The following is a 25,950-nucleotide window of genomic DNA, read 5'->3' as shown; positions in this document are numbered from 1 at the left end:
CTGTGATATTTTTCAATAAGAGTGGGCTTTAGCCCTTTTTTAATTATATATTCCAATGGCTTTATTCAGGACATATAATCTTACCTAATATCTAATACTAGTTAAAAGCCTCAATAATTTTAGAGAAATCTTCTAGCTTTAAAGCGGCTCCACCAATTAATCCACCATCAATATCCGGTTGAGAGAAGATCTCTTTTGCATTATCAGGTTTTACAGAACCTCCGTAAAGGATAGAAACTTCATCAGCTACTTCCTGTCCATATTTTGCTGCAATAATACTTCTGATATGGGCGTGGATCTCCTGAGCCTGTTCAGGGCTTGCTGTTTCTCCTGTTCCAATTGCCCAAACAGGTTCGTAAGCGATGACTACTTTTTTGATTTCTTCAGCAGAAAGTGTAAACAAAGCAACTTCAGTCTGGTTTTTAACCACTTCAAAATGTTGTCCTGCTTTTCTTTGCTCAAGAGTTTCTCCGTTGCAGTATACAGGGATTAAACCTTTATCTAGTGCTAATTTTACTTTTCTGTTACAGTGTGAATCAGTTTCCCCATGGTATTGTCTTCTTTCAGAATGTCCGATCAAAGAACCGGTTACATCAATAGATTCCAACATATCCGCAGAGAGTTCTCCCGTGTAAGCGCCACTTTCATATTCACTCATATCCTGGGAGAAAACACCTATTTCATCCTTTTCATAGATGTCCTTTGCCATCATAAGATACAAAGATGGTGGTGCAATCCAAATCTCACAATTGGTCGTATTAGTGTTTTTATAGCTTAGTAATTGGATCATTAATTGCTGAGCATCAATTACATTTTTGTTCATTTTCCAGTTTCCTGCAACTATTTTTCTTCTCATAATTATTCTTATTTTAATCTTCTTCTATTTTAGTATCAGTGAATGTATAAGTAGTATCTTTTTTACCCATTAATTCGATTGATTGAAAGTTGACGTCACCATTATCCAGTACCTTATAATTATATACATCAGTGACATTGTCATATTTATGAAGCTCATAATATTTACCATCTTTAGTCCACCAGCTCCCATTTTCGGTCTCCTGAGTTACATTGCCATCTTTGTCAATGGCAACAAACATAAGTATACTTTTTCCTTTTTCAAGTCTGCATGAAACCCAATATTTTGAAAAACCTTCTACTTGTTGATTGCTCTCAGAACCTTTATAGCATCCTATCATGTTAGGATCAAAATCCTTTTGTTGGGCTGTTATCCCTATTCCCACTAAAAGTAGAGATAAGGTAATTAATTCTTTCATAAATTATTTGTTAATTCCTTCTAGTTTAAACATAAAAGCATAGACCAGAGCAGTATCCTTCAGGTAATCAAACCTTCCTGATGCACCACCATGACCATAAGCCATATCTGTTTTTAAGAACAGTATATTTTTATCGGTTTTCATATCCCTTAATTTAGCTACCCATTTTGCAGGCTCAAAATATTGTACCTGAGAATCATGCAAACCGGTTGTTACCAAAAGATTAGGGTAATTTTTCTTTTCTACATTTTCATATGGAGAATAAGATTTCATGTAGAAATAGGCTTCCTTATTGTTAGGATTTCCCCATTCATCATATTCATTGGTTGTCAATGGTATGCTTTCGTCAAGCATTGTGTTCACTACATCTACAAACGGAACATGAGCAATGACGCCATTCCATAAATTCGGACTCATATTAGCGATAGCTCCCATTAGCAAACCTCCTGCACTTCCTCCTTGAGCATACATATGTTTTGGAGAAGTGTATTTTTCTTTAACTAAATATTCTCCGGCATCAATGAAATCAGTAAAAGTATTTTTCTTTTTCATCATTTTACCGTCTTCATACCATTGTCTGCCCATTTCCTGACCTCCACGGATGTGTGCCATCACATAAACGAAACCTCTGTCTAAAAGACTTAGTCTGGGGCTGCTGAATGATGCATTCGAAGAGTTTCCATAAGAGCCATAAGCATAAAGCAATAAAGGACTGTTTCCGTCTTTCTTAAATCCTTTTTTGTAAACAATGGAAAGAGGGATCTTAGTGCCGTCTTTTGCTGTAGCGAAAAGTCTTTCAGTTACATAATTTTCTTTATTATAACCTCCCAGAACTTCCTGTTGTTTCAGTAATGTTCTTTTTCCGGTTTTAAGATCCTGCTCAAATTGAGAATTGGGTGTGATCATAGAGGTATATCCGAAACGGAAATTGTCTGTATTATATTCTGGATTTCCTGAAGGAGATACTGTATAAGTAGGCTCATCAAATTTCACAAACTCCTTTTTACCGGTTTTTCGGTCATGGATCACCAGTTGGGAAAGTCCATTCTGTCTTTCGCTGAAAACCAGATAGTTTTTGAATTCACTGATTCCCTGCATCAGTACATCTTTTCTGTGTGGGATGAAATCTTTCCAGTTTTCAACACCTGTTTTGTCTAAAGGTGTTTCTACGACTTTAAAGTTTAAAGCATCTTTATTCGTTGTGATCAGGAATTTATCTTCTAGAGGAGTTACATCATACAATACATCCTTTATTCTTGGCTGAAAAACTTTAAATGTTCCATTAGGATCATCAGCGTTCAGGTATCTTGTCTCAGATGAAGTGGTTGCTGCAGAGTAGATCATAATGAATTTTTCATTCTTTGATTTTCCTACTCCGATATAATTGGATTTGTCTTTTTCTTCATAAACCACGACGTCCTTGCCTGGATCCGTCCCCAATGTATGTCTTTTAATCTTTTCAGATAATAAGGTTACCGGATTGTTTTCAGTATAGTAAATGGTCTTATTGTCATTAGCCCATACGGCATCACCTTCGGTATTTTTAATGCCAAGATCTACAGTTTTTCCTGTTGAAAGGTCCTTTAAAAACAATTTATACTGTCTTCTTGAAACATCATCTACACCGTAAACTAATTTAGTGTTGTCCGGGCTTATACTAAAACCTGAAGCAGAATAATAAGGATGACCTTCTGCTAGCTGATCTACATCCAGTAGAACTTCCTCAGAGGCTTTTAGATTTCCTTTCTTTCGGCAATATTTGAAATACTGTTTTCCTTCTTCAGTACGGGTATAGTAATAATATCCGTTTTTGAAAGAGGGAACAGACTCATCTTTTTCTTTGATCCTAGATTTCATTTCCTGAAAAAGCTTATCCCTGAAAGGTTCTGTATCTTTCATCATCCCCTCCCAATAGGAATTTTCTGCCTTTAAATAATCAACAACTTTCGTTGAATCTTTTCCTTTCTTGAAATAGTCGATCATCCAGTAATACGGATCATTTACTTTATCACCATGTATAGTCCTAATATGTTCCTTTTTTTCGGCAATAGGAGCTTTAAGGTCAGGAAATTTTTGAGATTGAATTGTGGAAGCACTCATGATTAATAATCCTAGATAAAATTTTTTCATGTTAATATTTTGTTTTTTTTGTGTGTCTTGGTGCTTAGCTTAAATGCCACATATTCTTTAAAAGCTTATAGAAAGTATGCTCTTCGTCGGTTACTTTGTTGTCAGCTTTTATAAGTGTTTTGGCAAATTTCGCAAATTTTACGCGCTCCTCTTCCGTAGAATCATCATGAAAACAACGTGCGTGGAATTCGAAATGATCTTTCCATTCTTCAGGTTGAAGTAGAGCAATCGTTTCCAATTCATTGTCTAAATTCATTTTAAATGGAAATTCATCAGCTAAATATTGTTGAACAAGCATTCCTTCTTCAGGAGCAAATTCTCCGTCTACAGAAGATAGAATCATTAACAGGTGGTATCCGGCGATTGATTTATTTGATTTTTGCATTTGTTGAGTTAAAGTTTAGTGTTTAAAGTTGAATGTTGGTGATGAACACTTCATGTATTTCATTATTCATCATATTATTTATTTAATATAATCTTTTGCAGGCTGTTTGTCTACAATTTTTCCGTTTTCTAATATCAATACGAATGGATTACTTCTGGCAATCGTTTTGATGGCTGTTCCATCCATCATTACATTCTTAATTGTTTTGAATGTACTGGGCTCTGTTGAAACACCATAAATTAATGCGCCTTTTTGAGCGTTCACTTTGGCTTCAATTTTTTGAAGTAATTCCGAAGAAACTTCTTTTGGATGATAAGAGAATACTAAAATTGCTTTAGGAGCTTTAATAATTTCATCCGTAACCTCAAGTCCTGTCGGGTCTTCAATTTTAAATTTAACAATTTCAGATTTATAACCTTCTTTTACAAGAATAGATTCGTTCTTTCCTTCCTCAATTTTCCACGGCGAACCTTCAGCCCAATATTTTGTTTCTTTAATGTAATCATCCTGATTTACCTTTAAAACTTCTCCCGTCTTTTGGTTTTTAAGAGAGTAGAACGTTTTGTATTCAGAAGGGTTTTTATTGATTTTTTCTTTTTCACTCTTGAGATCTGTATCTATTTTATAATCCCGGAAATCGATCGTAGGCTCATGCATAAGTCCTTGTGCCATAATATAGATCATAACAAGAGCGAAAGCGCCTAAAATATAGTATTTATATTTTGCAGGAGATTTTTTTACAGTATTGCTATATTCATCTTTTTTAACGAACTCTTTTCTGTATAAAACAAACAGAATAATAAGTCCTACCAGAAGTACAACGTCCTTAACAAAGCTCTGCCAAGGAGTAAATTTTATAGCATCCCCAAAACATCCGCAATCTGTTACTACATTAAAGTAGGCTGAATAGAATGTAAGGAACCCAAAGAATATACAAAGTACAATTAATGCTGATAAAGTGAACTTGAGTTTTAATTTTATTAAAAGCATAAATCCAAGGAAAAGCTCCAGGACGACCACAATGATAGAAAAGAGTAAAGCAAACTTTTCCAGAAAAGGCATATTGAAAACAGAGGGTGAAAAGTATTCTTCCATTTTAAAGGAAAAACCTACCAGATCCACTGCTTTTACAAAACCTGAAAGGATGAAAATAACAGCAATAATAAAACGAAGTACACCTTTGATCATTTTAAATAGTTTTAGGTTCGAAATTGTTTTCTTTTTCAGAGAATTTTATAAGGCAGAAAACAGCATAATTCAACATGTCAAAATAGTTCGCATCCAAGCCTTCAGAAACAATCGTTTTTCCTTGATTGTCTTCAATCTGTTTAGTTCTTAAAACCTTTTGATAAATCAGATCCGTAATTGAAGAAATTCTCATATCTCTCCATGCTTCACCATAGTCATGGTTTTTTCTTTCCATTAATGCCTGAGACTCAGATGAATATTTATCATAAAGACTTAGAATTTCTTCATTGTTTTCGTTGAAATCATTAGAAAGACCTTTTTCAAGCTGAATAAGTCCGATAATGGAGTAGTTCACGATCGCGATAAATTCATCTTCTTCACTTTCCTCTATCATTTTTTTATCAGTCATCTGCAGGGTACGGATCCTATTGACTTTAATATAAATCTGATCCGTAATTGAACTTGGTCTTAAGACCCTCCATGCTGCACCGTAATCCTGTAGTTTTTTACTGAAAAGATCGCGACACTGACTGATAATTTTCCCGAACTGTACTGAAGTTTTTAACATAAATTCTCTTAATAGCCCAAATATACAAAATTAGGTATTAGGTTGCAGGAATTAGGTTTTAGTTTTTACTTTTGTACAACATAAAATAGTGTGTGATTATTAATGTTTAAAATATGAAATTTTAACAAAATACAACTGATAATCAGACATCATATCAACTATAACGTATCAATTATCATTTATGAACAATCACTCCATCAACTGTAACGGTAAACTTATAGATTTAACGAGCCCTAAGATTATGGGGATTTTAAATCTTACTCCAGATTCTTTTTCTGATGGCGGGAAATTTAATAATGAAAAATCGGCTTTAGAACATGCTGAGAAATTGCTAAAAGATGGTGCAGAATTAATTGATATAGGTCCTCAGTCGACTCGTCCAAATGCAGAGTTTCTTAGTAGTGATGAGGAGATTAAAAGATTAGGAAACCTGATTTCTAAGATCAAAAAAGAATTTCCGGAAGCATTGATCTCACTGGACACATTTTATTCTGAAACCGTAAAATTTGGCTTTAATGAAGGAATTGATTTGATCAACGATATTTCAGGAGGTCAGTTTGATGGGAGGATGTTCGACACCGTAGCAGAAACTCAACTTCCTTATCTACTAATGCACGTAAATCCTTCTTATGAAACAATGCATGACAAAAAGAAATTTGAGGATATTACATTGGAAGTCAATAGATATTTTAGTGAAAAGACAAATGAACTTCTACAAAAAGGGGTAAAAGATATTCTTTTGGATCCAGGTTTTGGTTTTGGGAAAACGGTAGCAGATCAAATGAAAATGCTTGATGAAGTAGAATTTCTTGGATTTGGAAAATTCCCTCTGTTAATTGGTATTTCAAGAAAGTCTTTTATTTATAAACCACTTGGAAAATCTCCTTTGGATATCAATGAAGAAACACAAAAACTACATTTAAAAGTTTTAAAACAGGGAGCTAAAATCCTCAGGGTACATGATGTTGCGGAAGCAAAGAAAACACTGGAGGTGTTCTTGCATGGAAATTACTGATAAAAGATTTGGTTAATCGCAAAGGTGCAAAAGTTTTTTTAAAGGCGCCAGAATTTTAGTGTCGTCATTGCGAGGAGTGAAGCGACGAAGCAATCTCTCACAAATTGAAGCCGTTATTGTAAGGGATTGCTTCGCCTTTAGCTCGCAATGACGAAATCTGAATGATCTATAGTTAAAAATAAAACCACAAAAGTCACAAAAGTTTTTAAACACTTGAGTTATTTTAAGTACCAGAATGCTGCATAAGAAGTATACCTAATTTTTTTTAAAATCTTTGATTTTTATGATTGCTTGAATTTTAAAAGGTGTTATAAAAAAAACTTTGCGTTGAAAAAAATCCAGCGCAAAGTTTTCAAGCTCTATTTTCAAGCCAGTATTTTATCTTTCCAGTGTAAAATTCGGGATAAGCTTAGGGCGTTCAGTTTCATTGGCAACTTTCCAAGAAGTTCTGTACATCCATTCCGTCATTTTATATAGTTTTTTGTAATTAATATTTTCCGATTCATCCTGTGGTGTGTGATACTGATCATGTAAAACACTCGTAAAGAATATAGCCGGAATTCCAACTTTAGCATACGGAAGATGATCACTCCTAAAATAGAAATATTCCGCATGGCTGGGAGAGTCCCAGTCTTTAAGATATCTGAATTTTGTGCTTTCATTATTGGCATCTTCAGCCATTTTTACCAATTCTTCAGAGTTTTTGTGTGGAGCATTTCCGCCTAATAAAGCAGCTTCTTCAAGGCTGTTTCTTCCGATCATATCACCATTTAATACAGCAACAATCTGCTCTTTTGGAACAACAAGATGCGATGCATGCCATCTCGATCCCAGCAAACCTCTTTCTTCGGCACCATGGAAAACAAAAAGAATACTTCTCTTACCAGGTTGTTTTTTATAAGCCCTTGCCATAGCTAATATAGCGACACACGTGCTGGCATTATCATCGGCGCCATTGTAAATGGAGTCGTTTTTTACAGGATGCCTGATTCCATCATGATCCTGATGTCCACTCATTAAAACATATTCATTTTTCAATTTAGGATCTGTTCCTTCAATTTTCCCGATTACATTAACGGAAGGGTATTTATAAGTTTCAGTGATCAGGTTTATGGAGATCTTAGGGTTGTTTTTCACCCAGTTTGCATTTTCTCTTTTGATCCATAGAACAGGAATATTATTAGTGATGGTTTCTCTCAACCCCTCAACTCCGTAGGAACCTCTCGTCATTTGAGGAAGAATTTCTACCCAACTTTTTTCCGAAGTATCATCAGTGATGAAGATAATGGCTTTAGCACCAAGGCTCAGTGCTGTGTTATAATATTTTGTTCTTACAAATCCGGGATACCTTCTTACAAAAAGGGTCATTTCCTTTTCAATATTTTTATCAGATGCATTTACAGCAAGAACTTTACCCTTAAGATCGAGTTTTGATAAATCTTCAGGTTCTGTATTTCCGGCATATACAATATCAGTATCCAAATTAGCATTTACGGGCTCAGCAACGAGGAAATCTTTCCATAATTTTAAAGTCGTGTTACCTATTTTTACAGTACTTTGAGGAATGACCTGATGTCTGTACATATCAAAATACTGGAAAAAAGTTCCATTGTCACCCGCAGGAGCCATTCCTGCCTCTTTAGCTTTGTCAGCAAGCCACATCGAAACTTTAAGCTCATTTAAAGTTCCTGCCTCACGTCCCCAAAATTGGTCAGCAGCCATTTCGTACATATCTTTTTTAATATCCGACTCTTTAATAGCTGATACCAAAGGTTTTTTGTAATTCTGGCCGTTTGTGAAACTGATGATAAATAAACCCAACAGTGAAAGAAGATAGTTCTTATTCATAACTTTTAATGTTAATTCAGATTGGATAATTTCTCAGAAAACTGCTTCGAAAATTCTTTTCTGTCCTCTTCCAGTTTCTCTTTTTCTGCAGGTAGAATATAGTTAAATAAGACCTTTTCTTCACGGTCGATAAAAATGATTTCTTTTTCTTCTCCATCGATCATTTGTAAGAATATCTCCCACATAGAAACGTCTTTTAATCGTAATAACTCAAAAAAATCGTCTGCTTTTATTTCTATTTTTTTCATGTCTTAATTATTAAAATTCCAATAGCTTTAATTTAAACTGTACCGCAAAATTTTGCTTAAAATTGGAAGTTGTATAATATCCAACTCTATAAAATACTCCTAAATTAAAATAACTCGAAAGGAAGTTATTCCATTCCAAACCTACTTCCTGATACAAATGGTCCAGCTTTTTGAATCTGAAATCATGATATTCAGGATGTTTCATATCTCCGATAGTTCCTCTTAATACAAAGTCGAAACTGGAAACATTTTGTCCGATACTTTTTAAATAAAACGGAAGTTTATGGGTAAAGTAATAGGCAATAAATTTATCGTTGTAATATTTTCCACCTTCCAATGTGGCAAAGCCCAGATATGAAGTAAGGTTAAAATTGATATCTCTGCTCGGAGAGGCAAGACCATTCATGGTGAAATTTTTCCAGATCGGAGCTTCTCCCAAAACCAATCCACCATATAACCTTACGCCAGTTGTTCCTAAAACAGTTTTAAAGTTGTGAACAAAAAGCGCATCAAAACGGGTGTAATTGAAGTCACCACCTAAAACTTTATAACTCTGTTCATAATTAAAATAAAGTTCAGGATATTTCTGATCGATAATAGATTTGCCTTGAGGCGTCATAATATTCGTGGAATTCGGAGAAAACTTTAAGGTAAATAAAGTATTGAAATTTTCAAACGAGGAACCGCTATTTCTGAATTGATAATCGAACATGGCCTGCTCAAAATTTCTTCTCGCGGCAAAAACCAGGGTAAGACCATTGGTGACGTCATTTAAGTAAGATAGGGAAGCTCCTCTAAAATGATAATACCTGTCATTATTAAGGTTGTTCCCGTAGTTCATCATTCTCATTTTGAAATTCCAGAGCCTTCTGTAGAATTCGCCTGAAGCTGTTACATCATTGTAGTATTCAATTCTGAAAAATGAGTTTTTTTCCAATGTGGTCTTCATATCAAGACCAATTCCGTATTTCCATTTATCATCCTTGAATCCATAGGCAAAATAATAATCCGGAGAAAAATAAGGATTAAAAGTTTCGTTCAATTTAGCTTTTAATCCCAGTCTGAAACCTTCATACAAGTTATAATTTACAATTTCGTCCACCGCAAAATCAACAATACCAACTCTGATTTGCCCATTGATAAGTCCTGTTAGTATTTTCGCTTTGTTATCGATATTATAAATTTTCCCCAGGCTGTCTATCGTCGTATAAGTATTCCTTTCCCGTTCTGTTAAAGGATCTGTCCTGTATTGATCCAATGATGTTCCGTCAGAATTTTTTACAGAGAAAGTATAACCTTTAAAATCTTTGGAATTTTCCTCAATAGGAGAGTTGAAGTCAAAATATTTTGAAGTCAGAAAAGCATACGTTCCAAAACTATTTTTAGATTTTTTGAGGGAATCATTATCATCATTTTCTTTACCTTCATCTTTCATCGCCATTTTACTCATTCGAAGTTTTACCTTTTCATGAGCTAAAAACCACTTGTTATTATAGAAGACCCATGTACTCGTAATAATCCCATCGTTTTTATTTTTACTGATATTTTCAATTTTCTTAATACCATATGTTTCGGTATCTACATAAATTGCTCCGTTATACTTTCGCTTTTTATCCGATTTCTTATAATTCACTTCACGAAAACGGATCACAAAATTCTTTCTGCCATCCAATTCGATCGTATCAGTAAGAAAATACCTGTATAAACCTCTGTTTTCCTGTTTGATCTGATTCGGAATACGGTCCCTGTTACTTTGTTGTAGGGCGATCATTTCATAAATAGGTTGCTTAAGGCCCGAGATCCTGTTATCCAGAATATTGATCTTCTCCCCATATTTTTTTGAATACATAAATTCCTGAGCCCTTTCCCAAAGGAACAGTTTGCTTTTTGAGAATATCTTTCTTGCAGAAATGTTGTTTAATGAATCTTTCTCCCTTTTCTTTTTGAAAAAATTGGTGTCATTAAAAAATTCATTAAACTGAGAAATGCTGTCTTCATCAATATCCAAAGAGACCTTCTCATAGGATTTGTAAGCATAGGAACTTAGACTTTTCGGAGAATTGTCTTTGAAATATTTATTGACCTTATTAAGGATTTCCAATGCCCTCGGATCACTCTTGTCTTGTAGAATAACGGTTTCAATAGCCGTAGTTTTTGAAGAAGTTTTAAGAAGTGAAACCTGCATACGATCTTCTACCAAAGCAATCTCATTCTGGTAGTGATTTGCCTGAATTTCGACACTCTTGCATTTAGTTTTAAATTCAAAGGTACCCTTTGAGTCTGTTTCTCCCAGAAGCTTATTGTCACAAAATACTTTTGCATTGGAAATAGGGAGTTTGTCTACTTCGTCTATGACCTGGATTTTTGATTGTGAGTAACCAAAAATAAACGTCCAGAAAAATATAATAAATAGAACCCTTTTCATGAAATAAATGTAATCCAAAATTAATGATATTTCTTGTTCCGAAAAAGTTTTGTTATAGTTATTAATATAATTTTCATCTTGATTTACAGGACTGTTTTAGTAGAAATGCAACTAAATAATATTATACAGGTTATAGCAAAATAAAAACTCCCAAAATTTTTGGGAGTTTTTATTATTATCTATAAAATATTGCTATTTAAATATTTTAAAGGATACTTAATTTTATCTTTATGCCAAAGTTGTCTTTAAATTGAGATGTTTGATAATGTCCTAATCTGTAGGATAGTCCTACACCGAAACTTGTGCCCAAAAATCTGTTCCAGATAAATCCAACTTCCTGATAATAATGATCGAGTACCTGAAAATCAAACTGATGGTCACCTCTGTTTTTAAAGTTTCCTATAGCAGATTGATATTCAATTTCTATGTTGGAATACTTTGTACCTAAAGTTTTGAATCGGAATGGCAGATATTGGGAAATTTTAAATGCAACAAATTTATCCGCAAAGAAAGTCCCTGAAGGCATTGTTGTAAATCCTAAATTAGATGGAGTATTAATATTTGAATACCACTTGTCAGAATTTTGATCTTTTTGCCCGGCTATTTCAAAATTCTTCCAGATAGGAGCAGTTCCCGAGGATATTCCCCCGAAAAGTTTAATGTTGGTATATCCTAATTTAGATCTGAACTGGTGAATAATCAACGCGTCTAACCGGTGATAATCCAGATCTCCACCTAAAGCATCAAATCCTTTTTCATAATTTACAAAAAACTGAGGGTAACTTTTTTCATAGGTGTATTTTCCACTGGGAGTCATGATGTTTTTGTCGTTGGGAGCATATTTTAAAGATAATGTTGTACTTACATTGTCAAAGCTATTACCCAGATTTTTATACTGATAGTCGAAAAGAGCCTGTTGTTTTTCTTTATTTACAGCAATTTTCATGCTTAATGAATTTGAAATATCATAAAGAAATGAAGCTCCCCATTTTTGGCTTTTATAAAAAGTTTCGTTATGAAGATCTAAATTGATATCTGAAACTTTCATCATCATATCCCACATATTGTTGCTAAATCTACCCGCTGCAAAGACATCATCTACATAATCAATACGGAAAACAGATGTCCTTTTGTGGGATAATTTCACATCCAGGCCTAATCCATATTTCCAGTGGTGATCTTTAAAACCATATCCGACATATCCATCAGGAGAAAATGTTTTGTTGAATTTTTCGTTGAGTTTTAGACCTGCTCCCAAACGTAAACCCTGGTACTTGTCATAACTCAAAAATTTAGTAAGATCAAAATCAATCATTTTGTAACGCAGATTTCCTCTCATTAACTGTGTTAAAAAACCTAGTTTCTTTTCAAAATCATGCTTTTGAACAAAACTATCGATTTTAGCATAGGTAGCACTTTCTCTTGTAGTAAGACTGTCGGTTCTGTATTTCTGAAGCAAACTTCCATCGGAACTTTTCATTTCAAGAGAGTAGCCTTTGAAGTCGGATGCTTTCTGCGCTTCGTTGATTTCAAAATCAAAAAATCGGTTTTTTACATACAGATAGCTGCCAAATCTCTTTTTGTTATATTTTACCTTTTCTCCTTCTTTTAAACTGTCTTTTTTAGACGTATTAAAGCTTTGGCTGCTCATTTTTAATTTAATGTCTTCATAATCTAAAAACCATTTGTTATTAATCGGTTTCCAGACAGAAACGATGTTTCCTTCGTTCTGTTTTTTATTAACACTTTCAAACTTTTTTAATGCAAAACTTTCCGCATCTACATATATTTTTCCGTTGAATTTTCTTGGATTCTGTTTTTTCTTATCAGTAATTTCTTTGAATTTGATGACATAGGTTTTTCTTCCATCAAGCTGTAAAGTGTCAGAAAGATAAAAATTAAACAATTCCCTGTTTTCCGGTCTCAGTTGTCTCGGGGTTCTGTCTAAGTTCGAAATATTAATTGCCAATGCTTCATAAATTGGATTTTTAAACCCTGACATTCTGTTGTCTATAATATTGGTTTTTTCGCCAAACTTCTTAGAATATTTGTATTCTGTAGCTTTTTCCCAAAGGAACATCTGACTTTCCTGGGATGCATTAAGGAAATCTTCGTTAATCAGCGAATCTTTCTTCTGACCTTCTTTCTGTTTAAAATTCTTATGATCTACCTTGGAAAGAGAATCTTTTCTTATCGCTAAGAAATTTTTAAAGGTTTCGACGGAGTCTCTATCGACATCAATAGAAGATTTACTATATGATTTAAAACTGTAAGAATCTAAAGACTTCGGAGCATTATCTTTAGCTCTCTTATTAACTTCATCCAGTATTTTTAGTGCTCTCGGATCACTTTTATCATTAATAACAACCCTGTCGATATTGTCCATTTTTTCAGACAAAGGCTGAAGTGATATCTCCATCGTTTTTTTTACGTCAACCGTAGCATCTTCAAAATTGCTGGCTAGAATTTCTACTTTTTTACATTTTGTTTTAAAAGATAATAAGCCTTCATGATTGGTTTTTCCAAGGAGATTATCATCACAGTAGACCGCCGCATTTTGAATAGGCTTATTATTGGTTTTACCAAATACCTTCAATTGTGTCTGACCGAAAATTAATACCGTAAAAAATAAAAATAATAGAGATGAAAATTTTGCCATTAGCTTTTTATAGATAAGACAACGCGATTGAAAAAAAGTTACAAAATGATGTAAGAAAATAATATTCGGTCAAAAATAAAGCAGCTGTTAAAAAACAGCTGCTTTATTATATTTTGATTTTAATTGTAAAATTAAATATTCAAAGCTTTTTGATAAGCATTTTCTAAACCATCAAGATTTTTCCCACCAGCCGTAGCAAAACCAGGGTTTCCGCCACCTCCGCCTTGGATCTCTTTAGCTAATTCTTTTACGATAGCTCCAGCCTGATAATGAGCAGCCAGGTCATCAGAAACACCTACAGTGATCATCGGTTTATCATCAGCATTGGAAAGAACGATCGTTACAGAAGTTGGGATCTCTTTTTTCAGCTGGAAAACAATATCTTTTACTGAACCCGCATCTAACGAAGTTTTCTTAACCAATAATTGCTTATCTCCTTTCTGTTCATAAGCACTTTTCCAATCACCAATCTCCCCTTTAGCTTTCTCTTTCTTCAATGATTCAACTTCAGATTTCAGAGACGTATTTTCTTCGATTAACTTTTCGATAGATCTTACAACATCTTTCGATTTTAATAATTGAGAAAGTTCTGTAATCTGTTGCTCCAGATTTTTAAAATATTCAGCAGATTTATCTCCGGATATCGCTTCAATTCTCCTGATCCCTGCAGCTGCAGAATTTTCAGAAGTAATCTTGAAATGACCAATTTCACTCGTGTTCTTAACGTGAGTTCCACCACATAGTTCCTTTGAACTTCCAAACTGGATCATTCTCACGCTGTCACCATACTTTTCACCAAATAAAGCCATCGCTCCTTTGTCAATCGCTTCCTGGATAGGAATATTTCTAAACTCCTGTAAAGCAATGCTGTCTTTGATCTTTTGATTTACTTTTTCTTCTATTACAGCCAATTCTTCTTCTGTCATCTTGTTGAAATGAGAGAAGTCAAAACGCAAATAATCGGGTCCTACATAAGAGCCTTTTTGTTCTACGTGAGTTCCCAAAACTTCTCTGAGAGCTTCATGCAAAAGGTGAGTAACAGAATGGTTTGCCTGAGAATTTTTTCTCTCTGTAGCATTTACCTTAGCATAAAAAACCGCTCCGGCATCTTTTGGAAGACCGTTGATCAGTGAAATGATCAATCCATTTTCCTTTTTCGTTTCTAATACTTCAAAACTTTCTGTAGCGTTTTCTAAAACACCTTTATCGCCGATTTGTCCACCTCCTTCAGGATAAAAAGGCGAGTTGCTTAAAACAACCTGATAGAATTCGCCATCCTTGTTTTCAACTTTTCGGTATCTTGTTATATAAGTTTCAGCTTCAAGCTCGTCGTATCCAACAAAAGTTTCAGGCTTTTCTTCCAAAACTACCCAATCGTAAACCTTAGAAGCAGAGTCTTTTTTAGAACGTTGCTTTTGTTTTGCCATTTCAGCTTTAAATCCTTCCTCATCAATAGTCAGCCCTTTTTCTTCAGCGATAATTCTTGTTAAATCGTCAGGAAAACCATAAGTGTCGTACAACTCAAAAACCTCAACGGAAGGTAATACCTTTGAATTGTCAGCGATAGTTTGCTGAATCAATCTTTCAACTCTTACCAGACCACTTTCAATGGTTTTTAAGAATGATTCTTCCTCACTTTTAATTACTTCGGTAACCAGATTTCCTTGTTTCTCCAATTCAGGGAAATAAGGTCCCATCTGATCTTTAAGTACCGAAACCAATTCGAAAAGGAAAGGTTCTTTCATTCCTAAAAATCGATAAGAATAAGAAATCGCTCTTCTTAAAATTCTTCTGATCACATATCCAGCACCTCCGTTTGAAGGTAATTGTCCGTCTGCAATAGCAAAAGAAACGGCTCTGATGTGATCTACCACCACACGGATAGCAATATCTTTTTCGTCTTCTAAAATTCCCGTATACTTCTTGCCTGAAAGTTCTTCAACTTTAGCAATAAGCGGAGTGAAAACGTCTGTATCATAGTTGGAAGATTTCCCCTGCAATGCCATACAAAGACGCTCAAATCCCATTCCCGTATCAACATGCTGTTGTGGGAGTTTTTCTAAGCTTTTATCCGCTTTCCTGTTGAATTCCATGAAAACCAGATTCCAGACCTCAACAACCTGCGGGTGGTCATTATTTACTAATTCCAGTCCTGAAACTCTCGCTTTTTCTTCAGGTGTTCTAAGGTCAACATGGATTTCTGAACATGGTCCGCATGGTCCACTTTCACCCATTTCCCAGAAATTATCTTTTTTATTTCCATTGATAATTCTATCTTCAGAAATGTGAGATTTCCAGAAGTCATAAGCATCCTGATCTCTTTCAAGATTTTCAGAAGCATCACCTTCAAAAATAGTTACATATAAATTTTCTTTAGGAATTCTATAAACTCCAGTCAACAATTCCCAGGCAAAAGCAATAGCATCTTTTTTAAAATAATCACCAAAAGACCAGTTTCCTAACATTTCAAACATGGTATGGTGGTAGGTATCTCTACCTACATCATCCAGATCATTGTGTTTCCCTGAAACCCTCAAACATTTTTGAGTATCGGCAATTCTAGGGGCTGTAGGTACTTTATAACCCAGGAAAAAATCCTTGAATTGAGTCATTCCCGAATTAGAGAACATGAGTGTAGGGTCGTCTTTCAACACAATAGGTGCTGAAGGAACGATAAGGTGGTCTTTACTTTTAAAATAATCTAAAAATTTTTGACGTATCTCTTGTGATGTCATAAGTATATGTATTGCTTTGCTTTTTTATGATAAGATGCAAATTTAAGATTTTTGAGTGATTTTCTACCAAATATTTGATAGTGTAGTTTGGGTGTATTAAAAAATAGTTGTGCTTCCGATTTTGTGTCGATCAAAAAGACACGAAGAATCTTTATCCTAATAAAACTTTGTGTCTTTCCATTTAACTTATTATCTTCGTTAGTATCTGGAAAGATAAAGATTACTATGACAAAAAATGAAGCGCTGAAAAACTGGGTTGAAAAATACTCAGAATCTCTTTTGAAAAGAGCAATGTATCTGCTTTCAGACAAAGATGATGCGAAGGATGTAGTTCAGGAAGTTTTTCTTTCGGCGTTGTCATCCTATGATTCATTTGAAGGAAAAAGCCAGCCACTTACATGGCTGAATGCGATTCTTCAAAGAAAAGTTGCTGATTTTTATCGCAAGAAATATAAGTCAGAACCTGAAATTAAGCTTGATCATTTTTTCGATGATACCGGTTCGTGGAAAAATAGTGATGTACTGAACGATTGGAATGTTTCAAACAGGGAATCCGAACTTTTGGATGATCAGGACTTTAATAAAACTTTGGAAAATTGTATTGAAGAACTGCCCTCCAGGTGGAAGATTCCATTAAAAATGTATTATCTTCAAGAAAAAAAAGCACCGGATGTGAGTCAGGAATTAGATATTTCTACGACTAACTTATGGAAGATTTTACAAAGAAGTAGAATGCAGCTGCGAGAATGTCTGGATTTTAATTGGTTTGCAAAATCATAAAGTATTTAAAAATGTTGAAAAAATTGATTCATTTGATATTCCTTCCATGCAGCACGGCCACATTGCTTATGGAAAAGAGAAACGCCGGATCCATTTCCCAGAAAGAGGACCGGAAGCTTTCTATGCATCTTAGAATTTGTAAATGGTGCAGGGCTTATCAAAAAAAGCTGGAGATCCTTGATGAGATTATGAAAAAAACTTTTGTACAAAAGGAAAATGATAAAATAAATGATTCTGATATTCAAGGATTTAAGAATGATGTGATTAAAAAGATAAATTTTTAATAAAAATTCTGTCAGGATTTTGAAGCTGTTCCGACTATACTTTTGAAAATAATAAAGTATATATTCAAAATCTTAAAAATATGAACGGAACATCACAAGTACTGACCAAGGAACAACCGACGTATAAACTTGGTTATTACATTTCACTTTTCGGAGCAGCGCTTATCCTACTATGGATAGGAATTTTCAAATTCACTCCTACCGAAGCGCAGGGAATAAAAAGCTTAGTCGAAAACCATTTCCTCACCTTTTTCGTATATAAAATAGCAAGTGTACAAACGGTGTCAAATGCTATCGGAGCGATAGAAATTATCATTGCATTATTACTGATATTTAGTGCGAAATTTGTATTTCTAAGACGATATGCAGGAATAGGTATGATCATTACTTTTCTAGTTACCTTAAGTTATTTATTTACAACACCGGGAATATGGAAAGTAGTGGATGGAATACCAATAACGGATTTTTTCATTCTGAAAGACCTAATGTTTTTGGGATTTGGATTGATGATATTTCAAAAAAATAAATAGTGAATAAAAAGATAAAAATGAAAAGTATATTAATATTACTCGGAATTATTCTGGGGATTGCAGTATTTGCAAGAAGTTGTGGAGATTCAAAGAAATCCACAGAAGTAAAAAAAGAAAATGAGACCATTATGGATAGTAAAAATGTAAAAGAAGTTTATTTTGCAGGTGGATGTTTCTGGGGAACAGAGCATTTTTTTCAACAAATTCGTGGAGTTGTAGGAACGGAAGTTGGTTATGCCAACGGAAACAAAACAAATCCTACCTATGAAGAAGTAGTAAGTCATTCTACAGGTTTTGCAGAAACGGTAAAAGTGAAGTATGATCCTGAGCAAGTGGATTTAAAACTATTAATTGACCTGTATTTCAAAACCATCGATCCTACAAGTTTAAACCAACAAGGAAACGATAGGGGAGACCAATACAGAACGGGGATTTATTCTACTGATAAGGCTACAGAAGCCATTATAAAAGAAGAGGTGCAAAAGCTAGCTAAGAGTTATAATAAACCTGTTGTAGTAGAAACAATTCCATTGAAAAATTTCTATAAGGCAGAGGATTATCATCAGGATTATTTGGATAAAAACCCAGGGGGATATTGCCATATAGAGCCAGGACTTTTTGAAATGGCTAAAAACGCGAATCCACTTCCAAAAGCTAAATATCAAAAACAGGATAAAAAGGTTTTAAAAGAAAAACTTACTGCTGAACAATACAGCGTAACGCAAGAAAATGCTACTGAAAGACCTTTTCAAAATGAATACGATAAAGAGTTTCGTGAAGGGATTTATGTAGATATTACAACAGGGGAACCGTTGTTTATCTCAACAGATAAATTTGAATCTGGTTGTGGATGGCCAAGTTTTTCCAAACCAATTACTAAAAATGTAATTGATGAGAAAATAGACAAATCTGTAGGAATGACCAGAGTTGAAGTTAGAAGTAAAACAGGGGATGCTCACCTCGGACATGTTTTCACAGATGGGCCTGCAGACAAAGGAGGATTACGTTACTGTATCAACAGTGCTTCATTAAAATTCATTCCCAAAGATGAAATGGAGAAAAAAGGATATGGTGAATATCTTCCTTTACTGGATAAAAAATAATTGACAAAAGGTTGCTGAAAAGCAGCCTTTTTTATTTTTGTGTCATTCGGAACAGAGCATAGTGAGGAATCTTTTTTTAATTTAAAATAGTTGATTTAGATTCCTACGGAATGACACGGTTAGTCGATTACTTTAGCTCAATTGATGTACTTGACGGGATTCTTGTTGATTTGAAAGTTTTCTTTAAAACTTAACATCGACATATGAAGTAAGATTAAAAATCCAAAAATAAGCAGGAAAGTTTGTTTGGGAAGTTTTATTAAGATATCAGTAAACTTATCATAACCTTTTGGTTCTATATATTTTAAGTAAGCTTCCCAATTATTTTCTACTCCTGAATCAATTGGAATTGCGATAACATCACCACATAAAAAGCATTCTTCTTTTTCTGGGTTTATGTAGGTATGAATAGCGAAAAAGTGTCCTGTTTTATTTAGGTCTAAAGCATATTCTTCATTTTTTGTAATATGCATGTCATTAAGTAAAGAAGCGAAATCTCCATATGTATTATGATCGTCCAGAATAAACTCAATTCCTGTTTCTTTTTCATTCCTTTTCTTAAGGTTTTGAATTTCCGATACATACAATTTTGAATTTTCCTTTGCAGTATTTGGAAGTACTCTTATTTTTTTATAATTCCAATTTCTTATCGATTCGAAAGAAGCTCTATTATTTTCATCTCCCGATTTGGCCTTGACAGGAAGGCCAATATCAATAACATTGAGGTTAATTTCTTCAAACTTTTGATTTCCATAATACCAAAACAAAAGCGGAATGAGAGCAGCGCTTATTAATCCGGGAACATAATATATCTTTTTCATATCAATACTTTTCTGTTGATTTGAAAATTTTCTTTAATACTCAACATTGAGATATTTAAAAATAGTAAAAAGCCGAAAATGATATAATATGCATTTTTTGGAAGCTTCGCCATATTGTTAAAGAAAAATTCAATATTTATTTCACGTATGAAATCCAGATTAAAGTTCCAACCTTTCTGATCATTGGGGTCTACACTTATTATATGATCGTTGCATAAATAACATTCTTCTATTGGACTTTTAGTAATAGGCGAGGTGTATGAAACAAAGAGGTGTCCGGTGTCATTGAGATCAAAACCGTAAGTGTCCACCTTTGCAATACTTAAATCATTTAAGAGAGAAACGAAATCGCCATAAGAGTTCTTTTTATTTAATATAAATTCGATTCCGGTTTCTTTTTCATTTCTTTCTTTGAGTTTCTTTATTTCTGAAACATAAAGATTTGAATTCTTTTTAGCTCTATTGGGGGGAACAATTAACTTTTTATAAGTCCAGTTTTTAGGAGGTATGAAACGTCCCATTTCACCACTGTTTTCGTTTCCTATTTTAGATGGTAACCAAACATCTATTACATTGATTACTGTTTTATCAATCCGAAGACCCGCATAGTACCAAAACAAAAGCGGAATAAGAATAGCGCTTATCAATCCGGGAACATAATATATTTTCTTCAAGACTGGCATTTTGATAAAATTAGAGAAAAATTGTCAAAGATTGATTGATGAAATGTTTTAATTATAGATCCACATCAAAACCGGTTTGGAAGAATTTTTCAGTAAAGGATCTATTGCTCTTAGGGCATCATTAGACACCGTTGGACATCCCCATCCCTCAGGAGAGCCATTGGGATATATTTCTTTATTACTCATTTTATTCCAGGAGTGGAAAACGATTGTTCTTTTCAATGCATTATCATTAGTTTCATCTAATCCATGCATTAAGTACTTGATATTAATTCCCCATTCACTGCTTCCTCTTTCTCCGATTCTGTATTTTCCCAATGAAGAAAGATGACTTCCGTCCTCATTGCTAAAAGTCGGATTGTCTTTTGATTCATCCGAACTCCACGAATTATTTCCACACCCATGACCAACCAAATACTTCTGAGTGACTTTTTTTTGATTAAAATCATACACGAAAAATCTGTTTAAACCAGAATGTAAACTCATGTCTATTAAAATACAAAAGTCTTTATTAAAGTTATTTTTCTTACAGAATAATTGAGCTTCTTCAGCCTTTCTATCTGTTTTTTCATCATCAGCGATAGGTGGTTTTGCTGTATTGATTGCAGGATTTGGAATAATGGGCTCTGTTTTTTTTGAACATGAAATACCTATGGATGTTGCCAGAAGTATACTCAGAATCAGTTTCATCATTGTTGATAAGGGGGAATTTTAATAAGAAAAAGTGATTCAAAAAATGAACCACTTTTAATATTTTAATTTTAAATCTTTTAATTAAAAAAACTACCAGTCTCTCTTTCGTAAGATCCAGTAAGAACCGAAAATAAAGATCCCACTCCAAACGATACAAGCAATTAAGCTTTCTGTAGGATAGGTAAACTCATACTTTAATCCCATCATTTTTGCCATATTTAGCCTCATCATGGGATTAGGAATAAGGTTGGACATACTGTCTAATGGTAAAAGGTGAGTAAAGAAGAAATCGTCTTTCAGGATTTTCATCCTTTCCAGTTCCTGTGTACCACGAACTTTTAAAAATACTTCGATGGCTGTTAATATTCCCTCTCCGATCCAATACACAAAGAAGCCAAGGAATACAAACATCGATTTTCTCAGTAGTATGGAAAGAAACATCAGGAAGCAGAAAAAAGCAAAGAGTTTAACAAAATAGTTTCCAATAAAGAACATTTCCTTAAAAACCATTTCAGAGCCGGTCACCTTAGAATAACTTTCTCCTAAAAGAAGTGTAATAATAAAGACAATAACGGTTGAAACAATAGTGAAAACACTTATCGTTAAGAGTTTAGAGGCAATAAATTCCTTTCTGCTTAATCCATCAATGGTATTTTGCTTGAACATTCTGTTACTGAATTCCTGAGAGATCGAAAATACAATGATCAGACCCAGGAAGATCTTTAATAATGCTACGATCCATGTGGTGAAATTCCAGATCTCCGGGAAGTTATAAATTCCCTGTTCTTTTAAATTGATGGTCGCTCCAAAAACATCCAGATCTACTAATCCAATAAAAAGGAGTGCCACCAGTATCGCAAAATATAATATCGTAAAAACCTTGAACGGTCTGTAATTCAGGTTTTTGTAGTACTCGAGTTTTAGTAATTTAAGCATTGGTATTGGTGTTTTTTACAAGTTCAAGGAATTGAGTTTCAAGAGATAGTTTTTTCTTAGATAAGTGAGACAAGAAAATACCTTTTTCTGCTAATTTTTGATTTAAATTAGAAGCAGAGATAGAAGCGTCTTCACGAATCTGAGCTTTTATGATATCATTTTCCAGGGTTACAGAAGTAAACCATTGAAGCTCTTCTAAGGCATTTAATAATGCAGTATTGTTGTCAGCTTTCAATTCGAAAAAGCCTTTGTTACTTGTAATTTCATCTACTCTTCCGCTATAAATTGAATTTCCCTCTTTTAAAACAATCACATGACTGCATATTTTTTCAATCTCATCCAGAAGGTGGCTTGCAATAATAATGGTAATACCTTGTTTGGCAATACTGGAGATGATATCCCTGATCTGAATGATACCTTCAGGATCAAGTCCGTTGGTAGGTTCATCTAAGATCATAACCTCAGGATTATTTAACATCGCTGAAGCTATAGCCAGACGTTGTTTCATTCCCAGGGAAAAGGTTTTAAAAGTATCTTTTTTTCTTTCGAAAAGATGAACGGTCTTTAAAACTTCATCTATCCTTTCGTAAGGAGCGCCCTTGATTTCGGCAACGATCTTTAAGTTCGTTTCAGCACTCAGATAAGGATAAAAATTAGGCTGTTCGATAATCGCGCCTATTTTTTTTAAAGTATCTGAATCAGTGCCTTTTTTTCCAAACCAATACCAGTCGCCACTTGTGGGATTTATGGTTGAAAGCAACATTCCGAATGTAGTGGATTTTCCACTTCCATTGGGGCCCAGAAGGCCATAAACATTACCTCTTTCTACATCAAATGAGATATTGTTTACTACGACTCTCTTGAATTTTTTAGTTAAATTCTTTACTGACAAAACTTTTTCCATGTAATTTGTTTTACATAGTAGTAGTCTTAGTTTTAAACAAAATGTTACAATATTTAATCAAATTGTCTGATATTTTATGAGATTAAAATATTAAATTTGATCGTACAATTCGTGAATATGAAGTTAATTGAACTTGCCAAAGAATTAAATATTTCCGCAGAAGCGATCAAACAATTTATACAGGATTTTGATCTGGAATTAGGAGTGTGTATGAGTACTAATTTTGAGATCAAACAGGATTTTGAAAAATTTGCCCGGGAAAACATAGATTTTTTAAGACGCTATGAAAAAGATCTGGATAAGAATAAGACACTCGAACAGATTGCTGAAACCATCAACCAACCTAAGGAAAAGATAGAAAAAGCAATACAGGATACCACGCCTAATATTTTTGATAACGGATTATTCCGTTCTTCGATTTCAAGTTATGGAATTGATAATAAATTGGGTGGAAACTATCAGTTTGTATATGATTACTTTGGACAGAAGACGAGTCTTCAGCATCGTGATTTTATAGGCTATCGTGATTTATTTTTTTATATATCTAGTGTTTTAGAACCTTTTTTAAATAAACAACAGATTAAGGACTGGGGGATTAATAAGCCTGCAGGAATTATTCTTTATGGACCTCCTGGAAGCGGTAAGATTTTCTGGGCGAATAAAATTGCCGAAATTATCAGCTATAAGTTTAAGGAAGTTAAAAAACATTATCTGGGAACTTCTTTAATAGATGGGAATAAAACCAACTTCAATGATTTTCTCATGAATATGATGAAAGAAGATAAGGTGCTTCTTTTTATGGATGATTTTGATGATATCATGATGGAAAGGAGTGCGGAAAATAATGTAGCATCCTGTAATCTGGAAACCCAGGAAATTATTCTCCATTATATAGGAAAGTTCCAAAAAGAAGATATTCTGATGGTAGGATCAGCTAATTCTGTTTCTGAAATTGATGAAGAGATATTGGCTCCGGGGAGATTTGATGTGATGATCCCAGTATTTCCACCCAATGCAGCAGAGCGTTCAGAAATTATTCTGTATGGGATGACAAAAGGATTGGAAAGTGATTCCTTATTGTATAAGATCCTTAAAAATAACAAAGCAGATAAAATCCCTTTCTGGAATGAGAGTGCTTCTAAAATGAAAGCCTTTAGCAATACCATGTTAATGGATTTTACACAGAGTCTGAAAAAAAGAATCAAAAATCTATACCAACGAACAAAGAATGAAAAGCTTATTATTGATCAGACTCTTTTAAGTGGAGCTCTGAGAGATGCAGCTGGTAAACTTACAGAAGAATATTTAGAGCAAGTTGAACGATTTTTAAATGATGCTATTATCAATAATTTCGATGATTTTCAGTACAGAATAAAATCTTTAAGAACCGAACTTGAAACTTATAAAGTAGTGGAAGAACCAACCAGAGAGATCGGTTTTCATCATAATGGGGAAGAAGGAAACGGAAAAGACAAAGGATAGTCACTTTAGTCGTCAGTCTTTGGATATGTTTTAATAATTCATTACTTATCAACGATAATTATCCACCATATGATCAATTCTAGCATTTGGGAACTTGAAACTTTTTATAGAAAAAGAGATGTCATCATTATTGGTGCTGGTTTCACCGGACTATGGACAGCTATTTCTATTAAAGAAAAATATCCCGAACGATCTGTTTTGATCCTTGAAAGGAATTCTATTCCTTTGGGAGCTTCGACGAGAAATGCAGGTTTTGCCTGTTTTGGAAGTCTAACGGAGATTATTGCAGATCAGGAAAAGATGGGTTGGAATAAGACCTTAGAATTAGTTAAAATGAGGTTTGAGGGGCTTCAGAAAATTCAGACTTATTTTAAGAGTTCAGAAATTGATTTCGAACTGAGTGGGGGATATGAAATATTGAATAATGATCATCCTTTGCAAAAATTGGATGAGGTGAATGAAAATCTTACATGTATCACCGGAATCCCAAATACCTATTCTTTACAACAAAATAAAATACAGGATTTTGGATTAGGGAAATCTAATTTTCTCATTGAGAATCCATGTGAAGGAAGTTTACACTCTGGAAAACTTCTGCATAAGCTACTTGAAAAATGTTATGAACTTAAAGTGGAGTTCCTTTTTGGAACAGAAGTAACAAATGTTGATGAAAATGCTGATGTGATTCTGGTTCAATTATCAGATGAATTATCTATTCAGGCTCATCAAATTATATACTGTACCAACGCTTTTAGTTCGAAATTTTTAGAGAATGAAGAAATTATTCCGGCACGTGGTCAGATTTTGCTAACGGAACCTATTGAAAATTTGAAATTAAAAGGAACTTTCCACTACGATGAAGGGTTTTATTATTTCAGAAACCTGGCAGATAGAATTTTACTGGGCGGGGGGAGAAATCAGGATTTTAAAACTGAAGAAACAACTGATTTTCAAACCACAGAATTCCTACAGATTCACCTCGAAAACTTTTTAAGAGAAGTGATTTTACCCAATCAGGAATTTCGAATAGCTCTTCGCTGGTCTGGGATCATGGCAATGGGTTCCGAAAAAACTCCGGTTGTAAAGCAACTTTCAGAAAGGCAATTTTGTGCTGTAAGATTGTCTGGAATGGGGGTGGCACTTGCTCCGAAAATTGGTGAGATTGTAGCAGATATGATTAAATGATATAATAAGATGTAGATATTCTAATTACTCATCTCTTATAACTCATCACCTATAACTATTCCTAAAACTTTTAT

Annotated in this window: 23 protein-coding genes; 7 read left to right on the top strand and 16 right to left on the bottom strand. The window is 33.9% G+C overall.

Translation table 11 applies throughout. The features are described 5' to 3' along the window. Positions 1 to 97: 97 nt before the first annotated feature. From tpiA to AC3WRL_RS02655, 6 genes are all read right to left on the bottom strand, one after another. Positions 98 to 856, bottom strand: coding sequence for a triose-phosphate isomerase (gene tpiA / locus AC3WRL_RS02680; protein ID WP_214826444.1), 759 nt, complete (start codon positions 854 to 856; stop codon positions 98 to 100). 13 nt (positions 857 to 869) lie between these two features. Continuing rightward, on the bottom strand, positions 870 to 1,274 hold the full coding sequence (locus AC3WRL_RS02675) for a hypothetical protein (RefSeq protein WP_261511335.1): 405 nt from the start codon (positions 1,272 to 1,274) through the stop codon (positions 870 to 872). Between the two features lie 3 nt (positions 1,275 to 1,277). Continuing rightward, positions 1,278 to 3,404, bottom strand: coding sequence for a S9 family peptidase (locus AC3WRL_RS02670; protein ID WP_492329662.1), 2,127 nt, complete (start codon positions 3,402 to 3,404; stop codon positions 1,278 to 1,280). A gap of 34 nt (positions 3,405 to 3,438) precedes the next feature. After that, positions 3,439 to 3,789: a TerB family tellurite resistance protein gene (locus AC3WRL_RS02665; protein ID WP_214826438.1), complete on the bottom strand. Its 351-nt coding sequence runs from the start codon at positions 3,787 to 3,789 to the stop codon at positions 3,439 to 3,441. Between the two features lie 78 nt (positions 3,790 to 3,867). Further along, on the bottom strand, positions 3,868 to 4,977 hold the full coding sequence (locus tag AC3WRL_RS02660; RefSeq protein WP_261511337.1) for a BT_3928 family protein: 1,110 nt from the start codon (positions 4,975 to 4,977) through the stop codon (positions 3,868 to 3,870). Position 4,978: 1 nt separating this feature from the next. Then, positions 4,979 to 5,545, bottom strand: coding sequence for a DUF1599 domain-containing protein (locus AC3WRL_RS02655; RefSeq protein ID WP_492329661.1), 567 nt, complete (start codon positions 5,543 to 5,545; stop codon positions 4,979 to 4,981). 181 nt (positions 5,546 to 5,726) lie between these two features. On the opposite strand from AC3WRL_RS02655, the gene folP reads away from it, so the two are divergent. Next, entirely contained in the window at positions 5,727 to 6,560 is an 834-nt protein-coding gene (folP, locus tag AC3WRL_RS02650; RefSeq protein WP_492329660.1) for a dihydropteroate synthase, read from the top strand. Positions 6,561 to 6,938: 378 nt separating this feature from the next. Here the strand turns inward: folP and AC3WRL_RS02645 are convergent, their stop codons facing one another. The 5 genes from AC3WRL_RS02645 to alaS all read right to left on the bottom strand — a co-directional run bounded on the left by AC3WRL_RS02645 (position 6,939) and on the right by alaS (position 16,475). Further along, entirely contained in the window at positions 6,939 to 8,408 is a 1,470-nt protein-coding gene (locus AC3WRL_RS02645) for a M20/M25/M40 family metallo-hydrolase (protein WP_492329659.1), read from the bottom strand. Between the two features lie 11 nt (positions 8,409 to 8,419). Further along, complete coding sequence (locus tag AC3WRL_RS02640) at positions 8,420 to 8,656, bottom strand: hypothetical protein (protein ID WP_214826429.1); 237 nt, start codon at positions 8,654 to 8,656, stop codon at positions 8,420 to 8,422. Positions 8,657 to 8,666: 10 nt separating this feature from the next. Then, positions 8,667 to 11,081 carry a hypothetical protein gene (locus tag AC3WRL_RS02635; protein ID WP_261511341.1) on the bottom strand — a complete coding sequence of 805 codons (2,415 nt, stop codon included), beginning with the start codon at positions 11,079 to 11,081 and terminating at the stop codon, positions 8,667 to 8,669. A 205-nt stretch (positions 11,082 to 11,286) separates the two neighbouring features. Then, a complete protein-coding gene (locus AC3WRL_RS02630) occupies positions 11,287 to 13,740 on the bottom strand; it encodes a DUF5686 family protein (RefSeq protein WP_261511342.1) in 2,454 nt (817 codons plus the stop codon). Positions 13,741 to 13,871: 131 nt separating this feature from the next. Further along, positions 13,872 to 16,475 carry an alanine--tRNA ligase gene (alaS, locus tag AC3WRL_RS02625; RefSeq protein ID WP_492329658.1) on the bottom strand — a complete coding sequence of 868 codons (2,604 nt, stop codon included), beginning with the start codon at positions 16,473 to 16,475 and terminating at the stop codon, positions 13,872 to 13,874. Between the two features lie 225 nt (positions 16,476 to 16,700). On the opposite strand from alaS, the gene AC3WRL_RS02620 reads away from it, so the two are divergent. The 4 genes from AC3WRL_RS02620 to msrB all read left to right on the top strand — a co-directional run bounded on the left by AC3WRL_RS02620 (position 16,701) and on the right by msrB (position 19,172). Then, positions 16,701 to 17,255 (top strand): sigma-70 family RNA polymerase sigma factor, encoded by a 555-nt coding sequence (locus tag AC3WRL_RS02620; RefSeq protein ID WP_214826422.1) that lies wholly within the window; start codon positions 16,701 to 16,703, stop codon positions 17,253 to 17,255. A gap of 68 nt (positions 17,256 to 17,323) precedes the next feature. Further along, positions 17,324 to 17,539 (top strand): hypothetical protein, encoded by a 216-nt coding sequence (locus AC3WRL_RS02615; protein WP_261511345.1) that lies wholly within the window; start codon positions 17,324 to 17,326, stop codon positions 17,537 to 17,539. 80 nt (positions 17,540 to 17,619) lie between these two features. Then, the gene (locus AC3WRL_RS02610; protein ID WP_214826420.1) at positions 17,620 to 18,069 is read left to right on the top strand and encodes a DUF417 family protein; all 450 of its coding nucleotides are present in this window, start codon (positions 17,620 to 17,622) and stop codon (positions 18,067 to 18,069) included. A gap of 17 nt (positions 18,070 to 18,086) precedes the next feature. Continuing rightward, the gene (gene msrB / locus AC3WRL_RS02605) at positions 18,087 to 19,172 is read left to right on the top strand and encodes a peptide-methionine (R)-S-oxide reductase MsrB (RefSeq protein WP_492329657.1); all 1,086 of its coding nucleotides are present in this window, start codon (positions 18,087 to 18,089) and stop codon (positions 19,170 to 19,172) included. Positions 19,173 to 19,309: 137 nt separating this feature from the next. On the opposite strand, the gene AC3WRL_RS02600 is transcribed toward msrB, so the two are convergent. The 5 genes from AC3WRL_RS02600 to AC3WRL_RS02580 form a co-directional block, all read right to left on the bottom strand. Beyond that, positions 19,310 to 19,993, bottom strand: a complete 684-nt coding sequence (locus AC3WRL_RS02600; RefSeq protein WP_492329656.1) for a hypothetical protein — start codon at positions 19,991 to 19,993, stop codon at positions 19,310 to 19,312. Next, entirely contained in the window at positions 19,990 to 20,676 is a 687-nt protein-coding gene (locus AC3WRL_RS02595) for a hypothetical protein (RefSeq protein ID WP_492329655.1), read from the bottom strand. Before AC3WRL_RS02595 ends, AC3WRL_RS02600 begins: the two co-directional genes overlap by 4 nt. Before the next feature lie 48 nt (positions 20,677 to 20,724). Beyond that, positions 20,725 to 21,369, bottom strand: a complete 645-nt coding sequence (locus AC3WRL_RS02590; protein ID WP_492329654.1) for a murein L,D-transpeptidase catalytic domain-containing protein — start codon at positions 21,367 to 21,369, stop codon at positions 20,725 to 20,727. Between the two features lie 90 nt (positions 21,370 to 21,459). After that, a complete protein-coding gene (locus AC3WRL_RS02585; protein ID WP_261511350.1) occupies positions 21,460 to 22,305 on the bottom strand; it encodes an ABC transporter permease in 846 nt (281 codons plus the stop codon). Further along, positions 22,298 to 23,209, bottom strand: a complete 912-nt coding sequence (locus AC3WRL_RS02580) for an ABC transporter ATP-binding protein (RefSeq protein WP_214826413.1) — start codon at positions 23,207 to 23,209, stop codon at positions 22,298 to 22,300. Before AC3WRL_RS02580 ends, AC3WRL_RS02585 begins: the two co-directional genes overlap by 8 nt. Positions 23,210 to 23,326: 117 nt before the next feature. Between AC3WRL_RS02580 and AC3WRL_RS02575 the strand changes: the two genes are divergently transcribed. Both AC3WRL_RS02575 and AC3WRL_RS02570 read left to right on the top strand, forming a co-directional pair. Beyond that, positions 23,327 to 24,691 carry an ATP-binding protein gene (locus tag AC3WRL_RS02575; protein WP_214826412.1) on the top strand — a complete coding sequence of 455 codons (1,365 nt, stop codon included), beginning with the start codon at positions 23,327 to 23,329 and terminating at the stop codon, positions 24,689 to 24,691. A 69-nt stretch (positions 24,692 to 24,760) separates the two neighbouring features. Then, the gene (locus AC3WRL_RS02570) at positions 24,761 to 25,876 is read left to right on the top strand and encodes an NAD(P)/FAD-dependent oxidoreductase (RefSeq protein ID WP_492329653.1); all 1,116 of its coding nucleotides are present in this window, start codon (positions 24,761 to 24,763) and stop codon (positions 25,874 to 25,876) included. Positions 25,877 to 25,950: the final 74 nt, after the last annotated feature.

This window comes from Chryseobacterium sp. FW101-FHT12H09, from assembly GCF_058790395.1.
The sequence above is the reverse complement of the archived record's forward strand: the minus strand, read 5'-3'. Positions and strand labels throughout refer to the sequence as shown.